Genomic DNA, 19,431 nt, shown 5'->3' with positions numbered 1-19,431 from the left:
GGAAAAGATGGATTCACTTACAAAGAAAATAGATAAGGTAGAGCAACTTGTTTTGGATGAAGGCTATGGTTACAAAGAAGCTGTAGATAGAGTTAAATATGATATTGATGGTGAACAGCTCTATGATGTGGAAACTGGACAAACTGTATGCCAGGATATTACTACTGCCACAGATGAACAGGTAAGAGGTTTATTACAGATAAAAAAAGAGCTCTTATAAAAAGAGCCAATAATTAAAAATTCGTTATCCCCATTCTACACTGGAATGGGGGAAAAATCAAATGCCAGGAGAGAATATGATATCTGATTTCTTTATATACTATGTAGCAACAGTATTTATGGGAATAATGTTTATCATTTTTATAGAAAAAATAAATAAGGTTATCGAGGAGGGAGAGCATGAGCAAAACAATAGTTTTGAAAGAACTGCATCTTAGAAGTTTCAAAGGAATAAAAGAGCTTGACATAAACTTTAATAAAATAACTAACATCTATGGTGACAATGCCACAGGAAAGACCACAATATTCGATGCCTTTACATGGCTGCTATTTAACAAGGACAGTCAGAATATAAGCAAATTTGATGTGCAGCCACTTGATGAGAACAATAAAGTGGACCCTATGATCCATACCGAAGTTGAAGCAGTACTTGAGATAAATGGTGTGAACACAGTTTTAAGGAAGCTCCTGAAAGAAAAATGGGTTAAACCAAAGGGAAAAATCGAATCAGAATGTAAGGGTGCAACTACTTCTTACTACATTGATGATGTACCTAAGAAAGAAATTGAGTACAAGAAAAAAATAAATGAAATTATCCAGGAGGATATATTTAAGCTCCTGACAAATCCACTGTATTTCTCCATGAATATGAAGTGGCAGGAAAGAAAAAATATACTTATGGGAATGATAGGGGAAATTACGGACCAGAATGTTATTGATTCAAAGGAAGAATTAAAACCATTGGAAGAATTTCTTGAAAATAAAGATGTAGAAGAATTTAAAAAGAGTGTAAGGGAATCAAGAAAAAAGCTTGTTGAAGACAAAGAGGCAATACCATACAGAGTTGATGAACTTAGAAAAAATATGAAAAAAGAAGATGTTGACTTTGAAGCCCTAGAGTTTAGAAAACGCGGAATAGTTGCAGGTATGAAGAGTGTGGAAGAGAAGCTGCTTGATAAAACAAAGATGGACGATGAACTATTTATGAAAAAAGACGAGCTTTACGGACTTAAATCTAAACTTAGGGATATTGAACATGAAGAAATTGCAAAAGCTGAAAGAGGCAAGGATAAAATAGCCCAGGAAATAACCAGTTTAAATGGAGAAATAGCTGAAATTAAGTTTGATATTAAATCCCTTGAAATAGAGAAAAATAATAATCTTAAAATGGCCAGGAACTTAGAAGTAGAAGTTAAAGCTTTAAGAAACAAGTGGTATGAGGAAGATGCAAAAGTTTTTGAACTTCCGGAGGATGCACGTACATGTCCTACCTGCCATCGTCCTTTTGACGATGAGGATATTGAAAGCCACAGACAAGAATTGGAAGCAAATTTCAACCAGAATAAAGCGACAATTACCAAGAATATAAGGGCTAAAGGTATAGAAAAATCTAATGAACTTGAAAAGTATAAAGAGAGAGCATTGGAGAATGAAACTGCCTTGAAAAATGCCAGGGATTCTCTGAGTAAACTGAACAGCCAAAAAGATAAGCTTCAATTTGAAATGGACAATTTTAAAGTGAATATAAACCTTGATAGTAATAAGGAATACCAGGAGATATTAAAGCAGGTAGAAGCCCTTGAAACGGAACTGTCAAAACCAATAGAATCAGATACCCAAATAAGAGAACTTAAAGAGAGAAAAGAAAGTATAGAAAGAGAGTTTGAAGAGGTCAACTACAAGCTGGGATACAGGGAAATCAATGATAAGACAAATGCTAGGATTGAAGAACTTCTTAATAATGAAAAAGAGTTGAGTCAGCAGATTGCCAATTTAGAGAAACAGGAGTTCTTGTGTAACGAATTTATAAAAACCAAGGTTGAACTTATGGAATCAAGCATTAATTCTAAATTCAAATATGTTAAGTTTAGATTCTTTAAGACTCTGGTTAACGGAGGAATTGAAGAGGGCTGTGAACCTCTTATAGATGGTATTCCATTTTCCACAAACTTAAATTCAGGTGCCAGAATCAATGCTGGAATAGATATTATAAACACCTTGTCCGGACACTATGGGATTAATGCACCAATATTTATAGATAACAGGGAAAGCACCACAAAGCTTATAGATGTGGAAAGCCAGATAGTGAATTTAGCTGTAAGCAGTAAAGATAAAAAATTAAGAATTGAAAATGGCGAACTTGCAGAGGAAAAACAACTGGCAAGTTAAAGGAAGGTGATACAAATGGAAAGTAAAAGTACTGCAATAGCATTAGCCAAGGAAGAGGCTTTAAATCAGATAACAGAAAAAATAAGTGAACTTAGAAAAAATAATGATATAGTGTTTCCAGCTAATTATTCAGTTGCCAATGCCTTAAACAGTGCATGGCTGGCACTTCAGGAAGTAAAAGATAAAAATAACAAACCAGCCCTAGAAGTATGCACTAAAAATTCAATTATAGGCTCATTATACGATATGTGTCTGCAGGGTTTAACACCGGCTAAAAAGCAATGTTATTTTGTGGTCTATGGAGGCCAACTGCAGCTTATGAGAAGTTATATGGGAACTGTAGCAGTAACTAAGAGGTTAAAAGGTATTAAAGATATAAAATCTTACTGCATATATGAGGGTGATGAATTTGAGCAGATCTATGACCTGGACACGGCCACATTAAAAATTAGTAAATTCAATCCTAAGTTTGAAAACATAGATACCAACAAAATTAAGGGAGCCTTTGCAGTAGTAATAGGGGAAAATGGTCCCATTCATACGGAAGTAATGAATATAAACCAAATAAAGAATGCTTGGAAGCAAGGCTATGCAAAAGGTAATAGTGGAGCTCATAATAACTTTACAGACGAAATGGCAAAGAAGTCAGTAATAAACAGGGCTTGTAAGATGTATGCCAATACCTCGGATGACAGTGATCTTTTGGTTGAAGCCTTTAATAATACAGACAAGACTTATGATGAAGAAAGCATGGTAAGTAACGTTGAATATGAGGTTAAGGAAGAAATAAAGGACAAAGCTAATAAGAAGGCTATAGATATTGAAGCACCCACGGAACAGTCCAAGGAACAGGCTGATAAACCAAAACCCCAGAGTGTAATTGATGTAAAACATGAAGATGTTAAGAATACTAAGGAAGAAAATATTTCAGGACAAACTGAAACGGAAGGTCCGGGATTCTGATGAAACTTACAGTATTAGGGAGTGGATCAGCAGGTAATTGCTATCTGCTCCAGAATAAAGATGAAACTTTGATACTTGATTGTGGACTACCCTATAAAACTATTTTAAAAGGACTAGATTTTAATTTGATGAATGTAGTAGGGTGTTTGGTCACACACAGCCATAAAGACCATTCTAAAGCTATAAATGACTTAAAAAATAACGGAATTTATGTTTATACAAGTATAGGAACTATATCAACATTAAATTTAAAACTCAATTATAGATTGTTTCCTATAGAGTCAGAAAAACAAATTAGTCTTGATAACTTTACTGTATTACCATTTGAAACTGAACATGATGCAGTGGAGCCTTTAGGGTTTCTTATACAACACAATGATATGGGTAAGCTGCTTTTCATTACAGATAGTTACTACTGTCAGTATAAATTTACAGGGCTTAATCACATTATGATTGAATGTAACTACAGTATGGATATTGTAAATGAAAACTTTGAAAAAGGATTAATACATCCTGCACTTAGAAATAGACTTTTAAAATCTCATTTCAGTTTAGATAATGTGAAGGAATTTTTAAAAACTACTGATTTAACTGAAGTTAAGGATATTGTGCTTTTACATCTTAGTGATAGTAATAGCAATGCTACACAGTTTAAAGAAGAAATAGAGAGGCTTACAGGAAAGCCTACTTATATTGCAGATAAAGGGTTGAAGATAGATTTATTTTAAGGAGCATTGGACTATGGGAGAAGGTGTATACATTGGCTAGACCTCAAAAAGAAGGATTAGAATATTTTCCGTTAGATGTTGATATGGATCAAGACGATAAAATTGCACTTATAGAAGCGCAACATGGGTTAATGGGGTTTGGTGTAGTAATTAAATTATTAATGAAGATTTATAAGCACGGTTACTTCTATGAGTGGACTGAAAAACAGCAATTACTCTTTTCAAAAAGGGTTAATGTAGACAGTAACTTAATTAATGTAATCATTAATGATTGTGTTAAGTGGGAGTTATTCGATAAAAATGCCTTTGAAAGCTATAAGGTACTTACTTCAAGGGGTATTCAGAAGAGATATTTAGAAGCAGTAGGCAGAAGACAAAAGGTAAAAATATACAAAGAATACCTGCTTTTAGATAATGAAACTATTAATGTACACAAAAACTTAATTATTGTTGACATTAATCCTAATAAAGAGGTAGTTAATGCAGACATTAATCCCCAAAGTAAAGTAAAGGAAAGTAAAGTAGATAATACTACTACTCCTACTATAGAAGACGAGCCTGTGGATAATGTGGATAAGTCTAATTATATAGATTTTTTTAATAATAATTTTGGACATCTGATAACAACTTTTGAAGTTGAGACTTTAGAGGGATACATAGAAGATGGCATAGAGCCCGATGTAATTATCTTGGCACTGCAGGAAGCAGTTGAAGCCAATATACGGGATATGCGGTATGTAAAGAAAGTGCTTGACCGATGGAAGAATAATAAAATCACTACGGTTGAAGCAGTTATGGCCGATAAAAGAGACTTTGAATTAAAAGTCAAGCAGCAATCTGAAAATAAAGCTCAGGGGAGAAGTGCGGCCAATTACAACAAGAAGAAAAGTACCTCTAACAACTTCAAAGGTCGAAATTACAGCAAGGACCAGATAAAAGACCTTGAGAGTAAACTTCTAGGATTGGAGGATGGTGGATAGTGAAACTTAAAAACTTAAGCAATATAAAGTGGATTGGCGGCAAGCATGGTAAGGAAGAGAGATACCTGGAGCTTATGCCTAAACATAAGATATTTGCGGATTGTACTTTTGGGAGTGGGGCTGTAACTTTTTACAAGAGTGTTAAGTCTCCAGCTAAGATAACAGTTGTCAATGACAAAAATGACGAGCTTATAAATTACATGATTGTTCTAAGGGACAGGCCGGGAGAGTTATTCCATGCGTGTGATGGGCTGCCTTACAGTGAAGCTCTTTATAAAAAATATAAATGGGAGCCGGTACCTGAGGACAGTTTGGAGAGAGCTGTCAGGTTCTTTTACAAGATGAGACTGACATTTTCAGGAGGAGGGCATAAATACAGAAATGGGTTGGGACTTTCAAAGACTCAAGATAAAGCTCAGACCTATCAATCAGCAGTAGACTTGATTCCTAAGATGGCTAAGCTGATTAAAACGTGGAATATCCTCTGCAGGGACTTTGAAGAGGTAATTAACTTCTATGATACAGAGGACACATTGTTTTTCTTAGATCCTCCTTATGTGGGCTATGAAAATATTTATGCAGGTGGATTCCAACCAGAGGACCATTTGAGACTAAGAAAGAGACTTGAAAAAATAAAGGGGAAAGCCATGGTCTGCTACTATCCGGATCCATTGATTGATGAATTATATTTTGGATGGTACAGAGCTGAATATAATACAGCTTCGCAGATTGAGGTTAGAGGTGATGGAGATAAGTGTCCGGTCCGGACCGAATTAATTCTCATGAACTATAGACCTCAGGTAGAGGAGCAGATGAAAATTGTTTGAGGATGTTAAATATAAAAGGCAAATGTAAAAACAAGGAGGAAAACCAAATGAAATCAACAGGAATAGTTAGAAAAGTGGACCAGCTGGGTAGAGTAGTTCTGCCGAAGGAACTAAGAAAAAGATTCGATATGCCGGGAGGTACGCCATTGGAAATGGGAGTAAACGGGGATGAAATTATCTTGGGAAAATACAAGCCAGCTTGTGTATTTTGCGGAGGAACAAAGGATGTTGTGAAGTATAAAGATAAGAATGTGTGCCACAAGTGCTTGGATAACCTTAAGACAAGTAGATTGAGGTGATAAAAATGGCAGTTGCATTCGAAAGGACAAGAGAAACCCTTGACTTTGTAAGAGATAACTGGGAAATTATGCCTCGAAAGGATATGGCAAAGAAATTAGGGTGCAGCCCTTCACTTGTAGGTATGATAGGAACCGAATTAGGTTTACCCATCCAGCATAAGTTACCCACGCTTCCCAAGGATTCATTCTACCGTACGGAAAGTATTCGGAGGATGAAAAATAATTTTAGACTAGGTCAGGAGATAACTCTAAAAGTGGGACGTAGTCGTGGAAAATATAAGTTCATAAAAGGGGTTGTGGCCGACAAGACGGACTATTTGGTGTTGGTTAGGTGGAAAAGAAAGGGAAATCACCGAAGGGAGAGCTTTAAGTATGCTGAGTTTTGCGTGGGAGAGGTACAGGTTGTGTAATTGTATAAATAACAGTCAATTCAAGCCATAGACATATCAAGTCCCAAATAAAAGGGGACAAGTAGTATAATTAATCATTTCAAAGTCAGGATAGGTTTAAAAAGGCTGTATGAGAGTTTTAGGGTAATAGTATTTTAGTAAAGTGGGTGGATAAAAATGGGTCAAGAAGTTAGTAATAAAGATAAATGCTTTGAATATTTCAGCAAGAATGATGATAAGGACAAAGATGAAGTGATTTCAAGGGCAATAAAACAGTTTGGAATAACCAAATCTTCAGCAATCACATATTATTATGACTGGAAAAAGCAGTATGTAAGTGGTGACATAAAAGGGATTAACCATAATCCTCAAAGTGGGTGCAAACCTAAAAATGAAAAACCGAATTTAACAGATGAGATGATACTTGAAGAATTAAAGAAAAATAATTTTAGTTATCTTGCCGGAACTCCTGAAATGATTAAATGCATTGCAAATAAATTTAGCTTAGAAGAACATACTGCAAAATTCAGGTTAAAGGAATTGGCTGATAAAAGAAAAGCTAAAGAAGAAAATGAAAAATTGGAGCTAACGAAGATAACAGAGGATGAAATAGATGAGTTATGTGAAAATACAGAGTTTGAAAAAGGTCCTGCTGCTGTAAATGAAAAACCCCAACCTAAGAAATTGTTAAAAGTAGCATTACTTCAGGGGAAGGTAATGAGTTATGAAATTCAAGAAGGAGGATTTCTTTTAAAACAAAAATCTTATATTAATACCATACCGGTGAATTTTAACGATATTGATGATTTTATTGCAGAGCTTAAGGAACTTAAGGATGTGGTTATGTGAGAAGTAAATATAATGCTAAAAAATTAACAGTTGACGGAATAACCTTTGATTCCAAAGATGAAGCCAGGTATTATGAATACCTTAAAAAGAAAAAGGCCAAAGGTGAAATAGAGAATTTTGAATTGCAGCCCAAGTTTACGCTGATACCATATTTTGAATATAAAGGGAAAAAGGAAAGACCGGCCACATATACTTTGGACTTTTTAATATACAACCTTGATGGTACGGAAACTTATGTTGATGTCAAAGGTGACAGTACACCGCAAGGAGAACTTAAATTTAAAATGCTTAAATATCTTCATCCAACCATGGACTTCAGGTGGATTTCAAGAAGCCTAAAGTACAGTGAAAGTGGATGGATAGATTTCAAGGAGCTCCAGAAGAAGAGAAGGGAGAGTAAGAAGGATGCCTAGAATAAAGATAATTGATGATTCTACTGGACATGTAAAAGAGATAGAATGTTCGGGATTTAATTTGCAGTATGTTCAGTCTACTGGCAATGGAGTAATACAAAAGATAAGAGAATTGCACAACGGAAAGTATGATCTTAAACATTGGATAAAAAATCAATTTTATGCTCCTTTAGCTCAAAAGGTAAAAGACAAGTTCAAAGAGAAGGTTCCGGAGTTTGTAAGTATAAATATAAATAAAATTTTGTTCATTGAGGATACAGACTATATGGGAGATGAATTAAAGCGTGATGATGAAGTAATGTGGATTAAGAAAGCTCCAAAGCAGCTTACAATTCTTACAGGCTATGAATTCATCATTGAAAGCAGAGAATTCTGGACGGAGAGAATCTCTAAAGAACAGATAATTGCGTTGATTTATAGCTGCCTAAAGCAAATAGATGGGGATAAGCTAAGGACACCTGATGTAAAAGGATGGAAAGAAATAATAGGCACCATGGGGTATGGATGGGAAACTACCATGAGTCCAATACCTAACATACTTGAGGGGTTTGATGATAGTGATTTCAGTATGCTTAAGAAGGCCGATAGGCAGGTAAGCATGTTTGATAAGGCTAATTGATTGGAGGAGTGAAAGTATGATAATGACTGAATTTTACAGACAAAAAATAGGACAAATAGATAATGAGATTAGGGAGGCAGAGAATACCAGGGACTTTAAAAGATTGGCCAAGCTCCATGCTAAAAGATTAGAGCTTCAGGGAAGGATTAAAGAGATAGAAGGTGATCAATATGCTTGATACTGCAACGGTAACAATGTCATATAAAGAATTTAAGGAATTAGTAGACAAGGCTAATATGGCAGAAAAACAGGATAAGAAAATTTTAAAATTAGAAAAAGAACTTGAAAATAGGGACGAAAGAAAAGCGTTGGATAGTATATCTGATATATTGTTGGATGCTAATGATAGTGCAACAGCAAAAGGAAAACAAGTTTATATAAGAAAATGCTTGGAAATATATTGTAACACGTTTGATATACCTATAAAGGAATTACTTGGGTAAAGAAGGTGAACGCATTGAAACTAAAGCTAATGGTGCTTAGAAAATTGATAGACCGTAAAGGTAATAAAATAGACCACAGGATAATGACTTGGGAGGAATGGAAAGAGAAAGTTTTAGAAGAAGCAGGAGAGTTGTGCAAAGCTCTTTCTTCAGGGAATAAAAAAGACATTATGGAAGAAGTATTGGATGTTATTCAGGTATGTATAGGAATCTTGGCCAAGCTTTTTAGAGAAGGAATGGTAATAGAGCAGGGAATACACGGACATAATAAAAAGCTTGTAGATAGGGGCTGTGAGGTATCTGCAGAAGTTAGATTTAATGTTAGTAGGAGATATTACGGAAGGTGAAATTATTGTGAAGGAGATGGGCTTACGGAAGAGAACGAAAACTTTATTCATAACAAATACGGATATTGTTACTACTCTATTGAATCCAATGATACTGCTATAATTTTTAATCTGTATGTTGAACCAGCCTACCGAAAAAAAGGCCACGCAAAAAAACTAATTCATCTGGCTATAAGAGAAATCAGGGAAGTTGGCTATAACGAAGAAATACAGATTGAAGCACGTCCTAGAGAGGATAGTATTGATGCCAAAAACCTTATTGCTTTTTATGAAAAAATGGGGCTTAAAATACTTTAACTAAATAGCAATTAACTTCACACAACAAAGAGAGTATTAAAGCAACGGAGAGGTGAAAAACCTTTAAATTTGACAATTAAAAGGAGGAAAATTTATGATTAAGTATTCAGAAACACAAAAGGGAGATATTTTAAGGATAGTCGGAGCAGGTGCTCCAGGGTATGCTAAGAATGGAGAATTAGTACGAGTTAAGGAAGTAGCCGAAAATTCTGTAACTATTGAAAATAGAAATGGTATAATAGCTAATTTTATTCAAGATTGTGGGGCAGCAAGACTTGAGCAAACAGAATGGAAAAATGAATTTCCTTCGTAATACAAATTTTTTTATATGCGAAAGAAGGTGATTAAAATCTTGCCTAAAATAATAGAACTTGAAAAATCACAAAGAGAAAAACGAAATGGTATGTCAGATGAAGAAATTCAAGAAGAAATAAAAGACATGGAAGAACATATGGAATTATTGCCAAACAGCGATAAAGGTTGCCAAGAACTAATTGAAAAAATGAAAGAATTACTAAAATAATTTATATAAATGAAATTTATACGAAGCACCAGGAGGTGAGAATTTGAAAGTAGGTTTAATGGATGTTGATAGTCACAATTTTCCCAACCTAGCATTAATGAAAATATCAGCATGGCACAAAGCCATGGGCGATATAGTTGAATGGTTACTGCCAATGATGCACTATGACAAAGCCTATATTAGTAAGGTATTTACCTTCTCTAAAGATTTTAACACCTGCATCAGTGCTGATGAAATAATTAAGGGTGGGACTGGCTATGGATTAAAAGATAAATTACCGCAAGATATAGAGCATAGTTACCCTGATTATTCATTATATAACATAAAAGATACTGCTTATGGATTCTTAACAAGAGGGTGTCCTAGAGGGTGCGAGTTTTGCATAGTTGGTGAAAAAGAAGGCAAGCGCAGCTATAAGGTAGCTGATTTAAGAGAGTTTTGGAATGGCCAGCAAAAAATAAAGTTACTCGATCCCAACTTACTAGCATCAAAAGAACATTTGGATTTATTAGGTCAACTAGCAGAAAGCAAAGCATGGGTAGATTTTACGCAGGGTGTAGATATTAGACTTGTAACTAGTAGGAATATTGAGTTAATTAAAAAGTTAAAAATTGATGTTATTCATTTTGCATGGGATGACATTAATGATAATCTGCTACCTAAATTTAAAGAACTTCAGTTAGAGTTACAACTTCCTATAAGAAAAATAAAAGCATATGTTTTAACCAATTTTAACAGCACTCACGAAGAGGATTTATATAGAGTTTATAGTTTAAGAGATATAGGCGTAGATCCTTATGTGATGATATACGAAAAAGAGACAGCTCCTAGAGAGACAAGACTACTGCAAAGATGGGTGAATAACAAAATAGTTTTTAGAACATGCACCAGATTTGAAAACTTTAATAGTAAATTAGCATGAAGCTGTGACGTAATACAAAATTTTTATAACAAAACTAAACACCGGGGATTATCCATCCCCGGTATAAAAGAAGATCATTATTAAATTTATACGAAGAAGTAAAATATTAATATAAGATTTTAATATGGGGAAATTCCTACACAAATAGGATGTGTAAAATTAGATTTATTATGTTGGAAATTTAAGGAGGGATGATATGAAAGTTTTAACTATTAGGCAGCCGTGGGCTTCACTTATTGCTCTTAGGGAAAAGAAAATTGAGACAAGGTCATGGAGAACTAATTATCGTGGAGAATTGTTTATACATGCAGGTAAGAGTATTGATAAAGAAACATGTAATGAATATTTTATAGAAGGAGCATTGAAAAAGCATGGCTATACAATCAGCAATCTTCCTACTGGAGTAATAATTGCAAAAGTAGATTTAGTTGATTGCATAGAAATAGATTTAGGGACAGATCCAGGCCTAAGAAAAGCTAAACTTAAAGATGGCAATGTAGTTCAAGGCAATGAATATAGCTTTGGAGATTATACTCCGGGTAGATATGCATGGATTTTGGATAACATAGAGCCTTTAAGGGAGCCAATACCGGCAAAAGGCCAATTGAGTTTGTGGGAGTTTAAGGAGGGATAGCATGGAAGTAATAGCAGAACGTAAACATATAGATTTAACTAAGCACTGTAAAATGAGATATGTGGAGAGAGTGAAGGGGATAACTGGTGACTTCGCTGTTCAGGAATATATAGCAGCCAATAATGAACGGATAATACAAGATGTAAATAAAATATTTACGTATTCTGATTTCTTAATAGAGGACCGGATTGGTGAGGATAAGTTAGTCAGGAGATTTTACGTGAAGGATGATATACTCCTTGTTTTGAGTAAAGATGAATCAGTAATTGTTACACTTATTAAAGTAGACTTTGGGTTCCCTGGAAAAACCAATAGAAATATTGTTAAGGACCTTCTGGTGGAAATAAATTTACTGAAGGAAGATTTAGAAGAAAGTAAAAGGTCCATAGTCGATTATGTAAATGCTAAGACTCTGGCAAGGGAAAGATATCTCGATAAAATACAACTATTACGAGAACAGATAAATGCCATCAATCTGGATATAAAACAAATTGATGTAGATATAGAGAAGAAAAGGGAAGGCAGCAAAGTTCCAAAACTTAAAATAAAAGAATATGTCAATATGATTTGTAATTCAAGGGCTTTTAAGGATGATTTGAAACAGATGGCTAAGTGAGAAATTGACGATTCCACAGTAAAGTACGGAATATGAGACAAATAATAACTTAGCTTAAATAAGTGCATGGGAGGGAACTGTATGTTGGACAAAGAGACATTTAAAAGGACAGAAGGTAAGCTGTATGGCTATTTTAGAGATTTAAAAGAAATACAAGCTTTGGAACTGGAATGCAAAGACCTCCAAGACCAGGAGGAAAGTATTGAATGGGATATAAAATCAAGTGAAAGTGTGATAGAAAAGGAAGATGCAAAGGAAATTAAGGAGCTTAAGGATGAACTGAAATGCGTAAGTAAAAAATTCCGTAAGAATATGGCCAGGATAAGGCAGTTAAAAAGAAATACAGCTCCGTTGAAGAAAGTGCTTACAGTCCCTCCAATGTCAGAAGAAATTATGCAATTTATTACTTACAAGTATAAGCTAAATAAGGGTGTCGGATGGATAGCAAATGAAATGTATGGTGGTGTGAGAAGTACTGCATACAGGTGGCGTGAGGATATACTGGAAGATATAGTGAAGTGGGAAAAGGTGTATGACAATAGCTAGAAAAATGCTATTGTCTTTTTAAAAGTAAAAAAATTGTGAGACAAGAATGAGACAAATTTGAGACAAAAATAGGACAAAGTTGGGAAAAAGTATATGAAGAAATAGTATATAATATAAATGAAATTTAAAGAATTTAATTTGGTGAAAATAAAACATGTCCACTTTTATGGTTTGGGTGAACTATATTCTTTTTTAGGAGCTGATAATTTGAGAGCTGTGTTAAATAAAGAAGAAGTTAAGATTTTATATTTAGATGGGTTAACAGCCCCTGAGATTTCTAGAAAGTTAAATGTTAAGAAAGAAACTGTGGAAAAATGTATTCAAAGAAATTTTAGTAATTTAAAGTGTGAACATAGGGTTGCCTTAACATGTAGACGAGAAGTGGCAAAGGCAGTTAACTATGAAGCTAATAAATATATAGGTGATAGTGCATTTATAAAAAAGAATAGATCTATATATAAAACAAACCCTGATGGGGATATAGTAATAAATAAAGAGGTTGCTCCGGTTGTTACGTGGGATACTCCTAGAAGGTTGGCAAATGAAAAAGAAGTTAATAAAATAGAACATCCACTTTTAGAGCGCTGGTTTTAAGTTACCGGTGTTCTTTTATTTATGCAATAAAATTTATACATGGCTAAGTCAGGATAAAGGAGAAGATAGAATGGTGCTTATTTTTAGTTTGAAATAGAAAGAGACGGGAGAGCCCACCTCTTTTAATTTTTGATATTAAGTTGATCCTTTAAAGCAGCTTGGAGAACGTGAGAAAAATTAATCTTCTTTTTTTCAGCTTGATATTTCAGCCATTTTGGCATAGTTACTGTGGTATTTACTGTTTTGTTATCCATTTTAGCACGTATTAATAGCATATCAGCTTCTATAGGTACAACAAAACTCCTTGGTTGAATTTTTATTTTTTCTGGTGGTGTAGGTGCTGGAATTTCTTCGTTATCATCTTCAATATTCCACAAAAATAATTCCAATGCTTCTTTTGCCATTGCAAGAGCTTCTGGTAGGGAATCACCTTCAGTTATACATCCAGATAAATCTGGAAAGCTAACAGTATATCCGCCGTCATCGTAAGCTTCAAATAATGCAGGGTACATATATTTATCCATTAATACATCTCCTTTATATAATCTTAAAGTGGTGCAGGGTGTTTATTTCAGCCCTGCATCTTTAAGTATTTTGTTTAATGTTCCTGGTTTTAGGTCTTTATTGTGATAAGGTACTTGGATTTTACCCTTTTTAGTTGGATGGATGAAATGTTTATGCGAACCAACTTGATTTTTAAGAACCCAACCATCTTCCTTTAAGATTTTAATTAATTCTTTTGGTATCATCATCCTTCCCCCTTACAATTATATTATAACAAGTGTGTGAACACGTGTCAAGCATTATGATATAAATAATTGAAAAAATGGGATAAAATTTAATTAAATAGGGAAGTGAGAGGTATGAAGATAAGAGAAATCCTGAAAGAAAAACTTAACCAAGATGAAAAATTAAATGAAGATAAACCAAGGAGAGGCGAATACCTCTCCTTTTCTGATATTGAAAAACTTATGAGGCATGAGTGTTACAGAAGGGTCAAGGGTGCTGTTAGGAGGGTGAGGTAGAATAATCAAAAATGCCTTACATAAAATAATAGAAATATTATTTAGGAGTGAAAGAAATGAATGAATTTATAGAAGGACAAATAACTACTTATTGTGAATTCGTAAAATGTGGTAAGCCTGCAGCTATGATGCCATTGCAAAATAGATATGTAGAAGAAGCTAAAAAACTTATAAGCAATGAATTTAATTTGAAATTTTATATAGAGGATTTATCAGAAGGTTGGAAAACCGTGTGGGTATATAAGGAAAAATATATTCTAGAAATTATACAGGCATTGCCCGAAAAGCCAAAGACTATTTTTGATCATTGGGTATTAGGTAAAGTCTTTGGTTATTCGGAGCAAGCTATAAAGAGTTTCTTAGAAGCTAACCAACTTTTATAAAGTTAGTCTTACTACATTTAGGACATGGTGGCAATGTATCTGTAGTGTCATCTAATCTAACTCTAGTACCACATGCAGTACATTGATATATGCCTTTCCCTGGTTTTTCTCCCGTAGTAGCCATATCTATCCCCTCCTTTAATATCAATATTCAACATAAAATGTTAAATTCCTCTAAAATTTAGGAGGAATTTTGGGGATTGTGGCGAATATTTAGTGGTAAAAGGAGGGTGAATTATTGAATATAGATTTTAAACAAATGATAGCTATTATTGTTGCTATAATTACATTTTTAATAACGTACTTTATTAAAAAAGAAGAAAAGCGCGATGAATTAGAAAAGAGTTATTTTGAATTACTATTAGTACCTTATATTAATGAATATAAAAAAAATAAAAATATAAACTCGATTAAATTTATAAATAAAAGGTACACTAGAGAAAATTATTATATACCGAGTTACATTTTTTATTTAATTACTAATAACAATAAACAATTATTACATAAAGTTCTAGTTATAGATTATAAAAATAAATTTCCTAATACTAAAAATACTATTTTACATACTTTAAATGAAATTTCGACAATAGTATATTTTATAGTAATTTTTATATATTTAATACTAAGTTTTGTTATTCTATTTTCTGTTTTTTATGGAGTAGAATCATTCGTATCAGATTTATATTATTATTCAAAAGATATTAGAGGATCAATTACGATTGGAAACCTCACGCTTAATGATTTTACATTTAGTGTAATATGTATACTTATACCGATTATAATTTTTATTGTTATTAATATAGCAGCCAGATATTTTATTAATATTATTCCTGATGAGTATGCAACTAAAATTAGCAAAATTAAAAAAAATATTAACAAAAAGAAAAAAGAATATGATAAATATCATAGAAAATATTATATATAAAAATACTTATTTCATCCCCAAAACAAAACGAATAGGCAGGTGGTGACAATGTAGACATGCCGAGACAGAGAAGTCCGAACAGGGATAAAGCTAAACAGATGTATTTAAAATCTAAAGGAACCGCCAAGTTAAAGGATATTGCAACAGCTCTTAATGTATCTGATAGTCAAATAAGAAAGTGGAAAAACCAAGATAAATGGGAGGAAACTTTAAAAGTAACGTTACCAAATAAAGATGAATTGAATAGTAACGTTACTAAACGTAAAAAAGGCGGCCAGCCCGAAAATAAGAATTCAAAAGGTCATGTGAGCAGCGTACCAAAATGGAACAAAAACGCTGAATCCCATGGCTTTTTTTCTAAGATTTTTCCTCCAGAAACAATGGAGGTGGTGCAGGATATTATGATTAAAGATCCTTTGGATATGCTCTGGGAAAATATAATAATCCAGTATACGGCTATAGCAAGGTCCCAGAGAATTATGGATGTTAAGAGTAAAGAGGAAATGATTAAGGAACTTAAAAAATCCAAGGTTAAAACAAAAGATAGGAGTACAGAGAAAACTTCCACTAATGAATCAGAAAAAGAATTTGAATATGAGTTCCAATTTGCCTGGGACAGGCAAGCTACATTTCTTAAAGCTCAATCAAGAGCTATGGGGGAGCTTCGTAGTTTAATTAAGCAGTATGATGAGATGGTCCATAGTAATTGGGCCACAGTGACAGAAGAGCAGAAATTGAGGGTTGAAAAACTAAGGGTTGAGGTAGAGAAGATTAAAGGTAATAAAGAAACTAGCTCTAATACAGTTCAAATAGTAGATGATATAAATGATTAAGGTTAAATTAAAATCCGTAATAGCAAGCAACTTTTATAATGCTCATAAAGATATAAGACAGGGATTGCATACCCATTACTGGTTTAAAGGCGGTAGAGGTAGCACCAAGTCATCCTTTATATCATTAGAAATTGTTTTAGGAATAATGAAAGATGCCCAAGAAGGTAAGTTCACTAATGCAGTTGCAATAAGAAGGGTCAAGGATACTTTAAGGGGTTCTGTGTACGAGCAAATACAATGGGCTATATATGTGTTAAATGCTCAAGAGGATTGGGATATACCAGAATCTAAGTTACAAATGACATATAGACCTACAGGGCAGGTAATTCTTTTTAAAGGTGCTGATAAACCTAAAAAACTAAAATCCACTAAAGTATCAAAGGGATATATTAAATATCTCTGGTATGAAGAAGCAGACGAATTCGAGGGAATGGACAAGATACGCAACATCAATCAGTCTTTGATGAGGGGTGGAGATAAGTTTTTTGTGTTCTATTCTTTTAATCCACCGGAAAGCCAGAGAAACTGGACTAACATGGAGGTCCTGAAAGAAAGAGAAGATAAGTTTATCCATCACAGTACTTATTTAACTGTGCCTAAGTCATGGCTGGGAGAACAATTCATAATAGAAGCTGAACACTTAAAGAAAGTCAATCCTACTAAATATGAGCATGACTATTTAGGAGCTGTAACAGGAACAGGTGGGGAAGTATTTAGAAACCTTACTATAAGAAAAATATTAGATGAAGAAATAGAGATATTTGATAGGGTTAGAAATGGTTTGGATTTTGGCTATGCAGCAGATCCTTTAGCTTATGTTCAGACTCATTATAATAAAGGCAAGAAAAGGCTATATATTTTTGATGAGATATATAAAGTTCAATTAGGTAATAGTAAAGCAGTTAGAGAAATAAAAGAAAAGAATCCTCTGAATATAAGAATAACAGCCGACAGTGAAGAACCTAGAACCATAAATGAATTTAGAAAATTAGGATTAAATATAATAGGTGCTGTAAAAGGTCCTGATAGTGTTGAACATGGAATTAAGTATTTAAGTGAAGAAATAGAAGAAATAATAATAGATCCGGAAAGGTGTCCTAATGCAGCCAGAGAATTTTTAGGATATGAATTAGAGAAAGATAAAGAAGGGAATTTTAAAGGTGAATATCCTGATAAAAATAACCACACTATTGATGGAACAAGGTATGCCATTGAAAGAGATATATTGGCCTTTAATGAGGATAAAAAATATAGTAATAAAGTCTATGAAAAAGGAAAAGGTGTTATTAAAAATAATACATCCGCAGATCCTTACAACAGGAAAGGAGGTTCAGTATTCTAGTGGAAAGCAGTGAAGAAAGACAGGCCAAAACGATAAGGGATACACTATTAAATTTACCTGACAATGAAATAGCCGAAAGAAGAAAAGTAAGGCGAGATTACATTTTTTATAAGGGAAAATCGGTAGATTTAGAGAGAGCTAAAAACAATCCAATACTATATGGACAGAATTGGCCAACAGATGATAATTGTGATTATAATCCTACCCAAGATATAAGAAATAAGGTCAAGCCTCTTCTTAGAAAACAGGCAAGGTGGATGTTTGGGAGAGAGCCTACTATTAAGTTTAAGGCAGATAATAAAGCAGATAAGGAGCAATGTGAAGAACTTAGAAAATTTATTGAAGATATACTAGACGATACTAATTTTTGGTCAACAACTAAGAAAGCATTTCTTGAAGTTACGATTAAAAAGAGAGTTTTGCTTAGAGTAGAAGCTAACCCTAATTCTCCATTGATTGTTAAATATGAATCATTGGAGAATTTTTATTATAAAGAGAAAAATAATAAGCTCCTATATACTACTTTCTTTGAAGAGGATGAAGAGAATGTTTATAAGGATTCTGATACAGAAAAACTTTATTATCTTCATACCTATTATTATAAATTCACAGAAGGTGGAGAGAAACAGGCGTGGTATAGGAAAGAAACCTATAAAAATGCAAACTTGCAGAAAGATTTGACGATAGATATTGATACAGGCTTTTCTACTATTCCATGCTGGTTAATAAAGAATGGTGGAGAATTAAATGATAACTTTGGAGAATCTGATGTTGAAGAATTAATGGATAATCAAACTCAATATAATAAAACAGTCAGTGATGTAAGAGATGCCATTAGATTTATGATGTTTGGAGCCGAATCTATTATTGATGGTAATGAAGATGATGTAAACAAGCTTACCATAGCTCCCAATGCACTACATGCTATAAAAACTAGGGATGAATTATTAAGTACTGGAAAACAAGCTATAATGCAAAGACTGGAGTATAATATGGGAAACAGTGCAGCCATTGAGGCTTATCTAGATAGAGCTGAGGCAGATATGAACTTTACTATGGATATGCCTAAGTTATCAGACTTAAATAATATTCCATCTGCAAAGGCCATGGGCTATTTATATAATGACTTAATTGCTAGGTGTGAAGATAAATGGAATGATTGGTCACCAGCTTTCGCAGGTTTGTTTGAATTTATAAAACAAGTTGCCCCAGTATGCTATCTAGGAAAGTATAATAAGTCTTGGAACCAATTAAATTACAGCACTTTATTTGAACATAATTATCCATTGCCTTCAGATGATGAAGAAAAGAAAACACTGGCTATATCTGAGGTAGAAAGTGGAGTAAGATCGCATCAATCTTACATCAAGGATTTTACTGATACGGAAAATGCGGAGGATGAATGGAACGAGATACTTGAAGAAAAAGCAGATATTACAGCTGCAGAAAATGAGCAATTTGTTCCTAATAATGACAATAATCATCAAAATGTAGTATAATATGCATAATTGGTAGTTAGATTTATAGGGAGGGGATTGCTATAATT

General features: G+C 33.5%; 32 protein-coding genes. 29 read left to right on the top strand and 3 right to left on the bottom strand.

Annotated elements, in window-relative coordinates; all coding sequences use genetic code 11:
* The first annotated feature begins 7 nt into the window (after nucleotides 1-7).
* The 23 genes from ACJDU8_RS17385 (at nucleotide 8) to ACJDU8_RS17275 (ending at nucleotide 13,377) form a co-directional block, all read left to right on the top strand.
* Nucleotides 8-220: a hypothetical protein gene (locus ACJDU8_RS17385; protein WP_406793423.1), complete on the top strand. Its 213-nt coding sequence runs from the start codon at nucleotides 8-10 to the stop codon at nucleotides 218-220.
* A 61-nt stretch (nucleotides 221-281) separates the two neighbouring features.
* On the top strand, nucleotides 282-437 hold the full coding sequence (locus ACJDU8_RS17380; protein ID WP_406793422.1) for a hypothetical protein: 156 nt from the start codon (nucleotides 282-284) through the stop codon (nucleotides 435-437).
* Nucleotides 400-2,388, top strand: a complete 1,989-nt coding sequence (locus ACJDU8_RS17375) for a DUF2813 domain-containing protein (RefSeq protein WP_406793421.1) — start codon at nucleotides 400-402, stop codon at nucleotides 2,386-2,388. The genes ACJDU8_RS17380 and ACJDU8_RS17375 overlap by 38 nt, the downstream gene beginning before the upstream one ends.
* 15 nt (nucleotides 2,389-2,403) lie before the next feature.
* Nucleotides 2,404-3,351: a recombinase RecT gene (locus tag ACJDU8_RS17370; protein ID WP_406793420.1), complete on the top strand. Its 948-nt coding sequence runs from the start codon at nucleotides 2,404-2,406 to the stop codon at nucleotides 3,349-3,351.
* On the top strand, nucleotides 3,351-4,079 hold the full coding sequence (locus ACJDU8_RS17365; RefSeq protein ID WP_406793419.1) for an MBL fold metallo-hydrolase: 729 nt from the start codon (nucleotides 3,351-3,353) through the stop codon (nucleotides 4,077-4,079). Before ACJDU8_RS17370 ends, ACJDU8_RS17365 begins: the two co-directional genes overlap by 1 nt.
* A gap of 32 nt (nucleotides 4,080-4,111) precedes the next feature.
* Nucleotides 4,112-5,059, top strand: coding sequence for a Lin1244/Lin1753 domain-containing protein (locus ACJDU8_RS17360; protein WP_406793418.1), 948 nt, complete (start codon nucleotides 4,112-4,114; stop codon nucleotides 5,057-5,059).
* The gene (locus tag ACJDU8_RS17355; RefSeq protein ID WP_406793417.1) at nucleotides 5,059-5,886 is read left to right on the top strand and encodes a DNA adenine methylase; all 828 of its coding nucleotides are present in this window, start codon (nucleotides 5,059-5,061) and stop codon (nucleotides 5,884-5,886) included. The genes ACJDU8_RS17360 and ACJDU8_RS17355 overlap by 1 nt, the downstream gene beginning before the upstream one ends.
* A gap of 47 nt (nucleotides 5,887-5,933) precedes the next feature.
* On the top strand, nucleotides 5,934-6,185 hold the full coding sequence (locus tag ACJDU8_RS17350; RefSeq protein WP_406793416.1) for an AbrB/MazE/SpoVT family DNA-binding domain-containing protein: 252 nt from the start codon (nucleotides 5,934-5,936) through the stop codon (nucleotides 6,183-6,185).
* A 5-nt stretch (nucleotides 6,186-6,190) separates the two neighbouring features.
* Nucleotides 6,191-6,595, top strand: a complete 405-nt coding sequence (locus tag ACJDU8_RS17345) for a hypothetical protein (protein ID WP_406793415.1) — start codon at nucleotides 6,191-6,193, stop codon at nucleotides 6,593-6,595.
* A gap of 156 nt (nucleotides 6,596-6,751) precedes the next feature.
* Nucleotides 6,752-7,423, top strand: coding sequence for a hypothetical protein (locus tag ACJDU8_RS17340; RefSeq protein WP_406793414.1), 672 nt, complete (start codon nucleotides 6,752-6,754; stop codon nucleotides 7,421-7,423).
* A complete protein-coding gene (locus tag ACJDU8_RS17335) occupies nucleotides 7,420-7,836 on the top strand; it encodes a DUF1064 domain-containing protein (protein WP_406793413.1) in 417 nt (138 codons plus the stop codon). The genes ACJDU8_RS17340 and ACJDU8_RS17335 overlap by 4 nt, the downstream gene beginning before the upstream one ends.
* On the top strand, nucleotides 7,829-8,455 hold the full coding sequence (locus ACJDU8_RS17330) for a putative metallopeptidase (protein WP_406793412.1): 627 nt from the start codon (nucleotides 7,829-7,831) through the stop codon (nucleotides 8,453-8,455). Before ACJDU8_RS17335 ends, ACJDU8_RS17330 begins: the two co-directional genes overlap by 8 nt.
* A 16-nt stretch (nucleotides 8,456-8,471) precedes the next feature.
* Nucleotides 8,472-8,633, top strand: coding sequence for a hypothetical protein (locus tag ACJDU8_RS17325; protein WP_406793411.1), 162 nt, complete (start codon nucleotides 8,472-8,474; stop codon nucleotides 8,631-8,633).
* Nucleotides 8,626-8,898 (top strand): hypothetical protein, encoded by a 273-nt coding sequence (locus tag ACJDU8_RS17320; RefSeq protein WP_406793410.1) that lies wholly within the window; start codon nucleotides 8,626-8,628, stop codon nucleotides 8,896-8,898. Before ACJDU8_RS17325 ends, ACJDU8_RS17320 begins: the two co-directional genes overlap by 8 nt.
* Before the next feature lie 5 nt (nucleotides 8,899-8,903).
* Nucleotides 8,904-9,245: a MazG-like family protein gene (locus ACJDU8_RS17315; RefSeq protein ID WP_406793409.1), complete on the top strand. Its 342-nt coding sequence runs from the start codon at nucleotides 8,904-8,906 to the stop codon at nucleotides 9,243-9,245.
* A 45-nt stretch (nucleotides 9,246-9,290) separates the two neighbouring features.
* Complete coding sequence (locus tag ACJDU8_RS17310; RefSeq protein WP_406793445.1) at nucleotides 9,291-9,542, top strand: GNAT family N-acetyltransferase; 252 nt, start codon at nucleotides 9,291-9,293, stop codon at nucleotides 9,540-9,542.
* Nucleotides 9,543-9,636: 94 nt separating this feature from the next.
* Entirely contained in the window at nucleotides 9,637-9,855 is a 219-nt protein-coding gene (locus tag ACJDU8_RS17305) for a hypothetical protein (RefSeq protein WP_406793408.1), read from the top strand.
* A 39-nt stretch (nucleotides 9,856-9,894) separates the two neighbouring features.
* Nucleotides 9,895-10,065, top strand: coding sequence for a hypothetical protein (locus ACJDU8_RS17300; protein WP_406793407.1), 171 nt, complete (start codon nucleotides 9,895-9,897; stop codon nucleotides 10,063-10,065).
* A gap of 43 nt (nucleotides 10,066-10,108) precedes the next feature.
* Nucleotides 10,109-10,987, top strand: coding sequence for a radical SAM protein (locus tag ACJDU8_RS17295; protein WP_406793406.1), 879 nt, complete (start codon nucleotides 10,109-10,111; stop codon nucleotides 10,985-10,987).
* Nucleotides 10,988-11,183: 196 nt separating this feature from the next.
* Nucleotides 11,184-11,621: an ASCH domain-containing protein gene (locus tag ACJDU8_RS17290; protein ID WP_406793405.1), complete on the top strand. Its 438-nt coding sequence runs from the start codon at nucleotides 11,184-11,186 to the stop codon at nucleotides 11,619-11,621.
* 1 nt (nucleotide 11,622) lies between these two features.
* A complete protein-coding gene (locus ACJDU8_RS17285) occupies nucleotides 11,623-12,237 on the top strand; it encodes a hypothetical protein (RefSeq protein WP_406793404.1) in 615 nt (204 codons plus the stop codon).
* Nucleotides 12,238-12,318: 81 nt separating this feature from the next.
* A complete protein-coding gene (locus tag ACJDU8_RS17280; RefSeq protein ID WP_406793403.1) occupies nucleotides 12,319-12,783 on the top strand; it encodes a transcriptional regulator in 465 nt (154 codons plus the stop codon).
* 216 nt (nucleotides 12,784-12,999) lie between these two features.
* Nucleotides 13,000-13,377 (top strand): helix-turn-helix transcriptional regulator, encoded by a 378-nt coding sequence (locus ACJDU8_RS17275; RefSeq protein WP_406793444.1) that lies wholly within the window; start codon nucleotides 13,000-13,002, stop codon nucleotides 13,375-13,377.
* Nucleotides 13,378-13,499: 122 nt separating this feature from the next.
* On the opposite strand, the gene ACJDU8_RS17270 is transcribed toward ACJDU8_RS17275, so the two are convergent.
* Nucleotides 13,500-13,901 carry a type II toxin-antitoxin system HicB family antitoxin gene (locus ACJDU8_RS17270; protein WP_406793402.1) on the bottom strand — a complete coding sequence of 134 codons (402 nt, stop codon included), beginning with the start codon at nucleotides 13,899-13,901 and terminating at the stop codon, nucleotides 13,500-13,502.
* Between the two features lie 42 nt (nucleotides 13,902-13,943).
* Nucleotides 13,944-14,126, bottom strand: a complete 183-nt coding sequence (locus ACJDU8_RS17265; RefSeq protein WP_406793401.1) for a type II toxin-antitoxin system HicA family toxin — start codon at nucleotides 14,124-14,126, stop codon at nucleotides 13,944-13,946.
* Between the two features lie 114 nt (nucleotides 14,127-14,240).
* Between ACJDU8_RS17265 and ACJDU8_RS17260 the strand changes: the two genes are divergently transcribed.
* Nucleotides 14,241-14,402 carry a hypothetical protein gene (locus ACJDU8_RS17260; RefSeq protein WP_406793400.1) on the top strand — a complete coding sequence of 54 codons (162 nt, stop codon included), beginning with the start codon at nucleotides 14,241-14,243 and terminating at the stop codon, nucleotides 14,400-14,402.
* A gap of 56 nt (nucleotides 14,403-14,458) precedes the next feature.
* Nucleotides 14,459-14,785: a hypothetical protein gene (locus ACJDU8_RS17255; RefSeq protein ID WP_406793399.1), complete on the top strand. Its 327-nt coding sequence runs from the start codon at nucleotides 14,459-14,461 to the stop codon at nucleotides 14,783-14,785.
* On the opposite strand, the gene ACJDU8_RS17250 is transcribed toward ACJDU8_RS17255, so the two are convergent.
* On the bottom strand, nucleotides 14,769-14,909 hold the full coding sequence (locus tag ACJDU8_RS17250; protein ID WP_406793398.1) for a zinc ribbon-containing protein: 141 nt from the start codon (nucleotides 14,907-14,909) through the stop codon (nucleotides 14,769-14,771). The genes ACJDU8_RS17255 and ACJDU8_RS17250 overlap by 17 nt on opposite strands.
* Before the next feature lie 114 nt (nucleotides 14,910-15,023).
* On the opposite strand from ACJDU8_RS17250, the gene ACJDU8_RS17245 reads away from it, so the two are divergent.
* From ACJDU8_RS17245 to ACJDU8_RS17230, 4 genes are read left to right on the top strand one after another with little or no spacing between them, the layout of a single operon-like run.
* Nucleotides 15,024-15,710, top strand: a complete 687-nt coding sequence (locus ACJDU8_RS17245) for a hypothetical protein (RefSeq protein ID WP_406793397.1) — start codon at nucleotides 15,024-15,026, stop codon at nucleotides 15,708-15,710.
* A gap of 56 nt (nucleotides 15,711-15,766) precedes the next feature.
* The gene (gene terS, locus ACJDU8_RS17240; RefSeq protein WP_406793396.1) at nucleotides 15,767-16,543 is read left to right on the top strand and encodes a phage terminase small subunit; all 777 of its coding nucleotides are present in this window, start codon (nucleotides 15,767-15,769) and stop codon (nucleotides 16,541-16,543) included.
* Nucleotides 16,536-17,885 carry a PBSX family phage terminase large subunit gene (locus ACJDU8_RS17235; protein ID WP_406793395.1) on the top strand — a complete coding sequence of 450 codons (1,350 nt, stop codon included), beginning with the start codon at nucleotides 16,536-16,538 and terminating at the stop codon, nucleotides 17,883-17,885. Before terS ends, ACJDU8_RS17235 begins: the two co-directional genes overlap by 8 nt.
* Complete coding sequence (locus tag ACJDU8_RS17230; RefSeq protein ID WP_406793394.1) at nucleotides 17,885-19,384, top strand: phage portal protein; 1,500 nt, start codon at nucleotides 17,885-17,887, stop codon at nucleotides 19,382-19,384. Before ACJDU8_RS17235 ends, ACJDU8_RS17230 begins: the two co-directional genes overlap by 1 nt.
* The last annotated feature ends 47 nt before the right edge of the window (nucleotides 19,385-19,431 follow it).

Source organism: Candidatus Clostridium eludens (genome assembly GCF_045310515.1).
GTDB classification, from domain to species: domain Bacteria; phylum Bacillota; class Clostridia; order Clostridiales; family Clostridiaceae; genus Clostridium_B; species Clostridium_B eludens.
Note: the sequence above shows the minus strand (reverse complement) of the source record. Positions and strands in the feature narration are given on the sequence as shown.

Coding starts and splice junctions, on each gene's coding strand:
- ACJDU8_RS17280 (WP_406793403.1), top strand. CDS start 12,319: ATGTTGGACAAAGAGACATTTAAAAGGACAGAAGGTAAGCTGTATGGC.
- ACJDU8_RS17290 (WP_406793405.1), top strand. CDS start 11,184: ATGAAAGTTTTAACTATTAGGCAGCCGTGGGCTTCACTTATTGCTCTT.
- ACJDU8_RS17380 (WP_406793422.1), top strand. CDS start 282: ATGCCAGGAGAGAATATGATATCTGATTTCTTTATATACTATGTAGCA.
- ACJDU8_RS17270 (WP_406793402.1), bottom strand. CDS start 13,901: ATGGATAAATATATGTACCCTGCATTATTTGAAGCTTACGATGACGGC.
- ACJDU8_RS17265 (WP_406793401.1), bottom strand. CDS start 14,126: ATGATACCAAAAGAATTAATTAAAATCTTAAAGGAAGATGGTTGGGTT.
- ACJDU8_RS17260 (WP_406793400.1), top strand. CDS start 14,241: ATGAAGATAAGAGAAATCCTGAAAGAAAAACTTAACCAAGATGAAAAA.
- ACJDU8_RS17365 (WP_406793419.1), top strand. CDS start 3,351: ATGAAACTTACAGTATTAGGGAGTGGATCAGCAGGTAATTGCTATCTG.
- ACJDU8_RS17370 (WP_406793420.1), top strand. CDS start 2,404: ATGGAAAGTAAAAGTACTGCAATAGCATTAGCCAAGGAAGAGGCTTTA.
- ACJDU8_RS17385 (WP_406793423.1), top strand. CDS start 8: ATGGATTCACTTACAAAGAAAATAGATAAGGTAGAGCAACTTGTTTTG.
- ACJDU8_RS17340 (WP_406793414.1), top strand. CDS start 6,752: ATGGGTCAAGAAGTTAGTAATAAAGATAAATGCTTTGAATATTTCAGC.
- ACJDU8_RS17325 (WP_406793411.1), top strand. CDS start 8,472: ATGATAATGACTGAATTTTACAGACAAAAAATAGGACAAATAGATAAT.
- ACJDU8_RS17345 (WP_406793415.1), top strand. CDS start 6,191: ATGGCAGTTGCATTCGAAAGGACAAGAGAAACCCTTGACTTTGTAAGA.
- ACJDU8_RS17320 (WP_406793410.1), top strand. CDS start 8,626: ATGCTTGATACTGCAACGGTAACAATGTCATATAAAGAATTTAAGGAA.
- ACJDU8_RS17375 (WP_406793421.1), top strand. CDS start 400: ATGAGCAAAACAATAGTTTTGAAAGAACTGCATCTTAGAAGTTTCAAA.
- ACJDU8_RS17250 (WP_406793398.1), bottom strand. CDS start 14,909: ATGGCTACTACGGGAGAAAAACCAGGGAAAGGCATATATCAATGTACT.
- ACJDU8_RS17330 (WP_406793412.1), top strand. CDS start 7,829: ATGCCTAGAATAAAGATAATTGATGATTCTACTGGACATGTAAAAGAG.
- ACJDU8_RS17305 (WP_406793408.1), top strand. CDS start 9,637: ATGATTAAGTATTCAGAAACACAAAAGGGAGATATTTTAAGGATAGTC.
- terS (WP_406793396.1), top strand. CDS start 15,767: ATGCCGAGACAGAGAAGTCCGAACAGGGATAAAGCTAAACAGATGTAT.
- ACJDU8_RS17285 (WP_406793404.1), top strand. CDS start 11,623: ATGGAAGTAATAGCAGAACGTAAACATATAGATTTAACTAAGCACTGT.
- ACJDU8_RS17235 (WP_406793395.1), top strand. CDS start 16,536: ATGATTAAGGTTAAATTAAAATCCGTAATAGCAAGCAACTTTTATAAT.
- ACJDU8_RS17255 (WP_406793399.1), top strand. CDS start 14,459: ATGAATGAATTTATAGAAGGACAAATAACTACTTATTGTGAATTCGTA.
- ACJDU8_RS17350 (WP_406793416.1), top strand. CDS start 5,934: ATGAAATCAACAGGAATAGTTAGAAAAGTGGACCAGCTGGGTAGAGTA.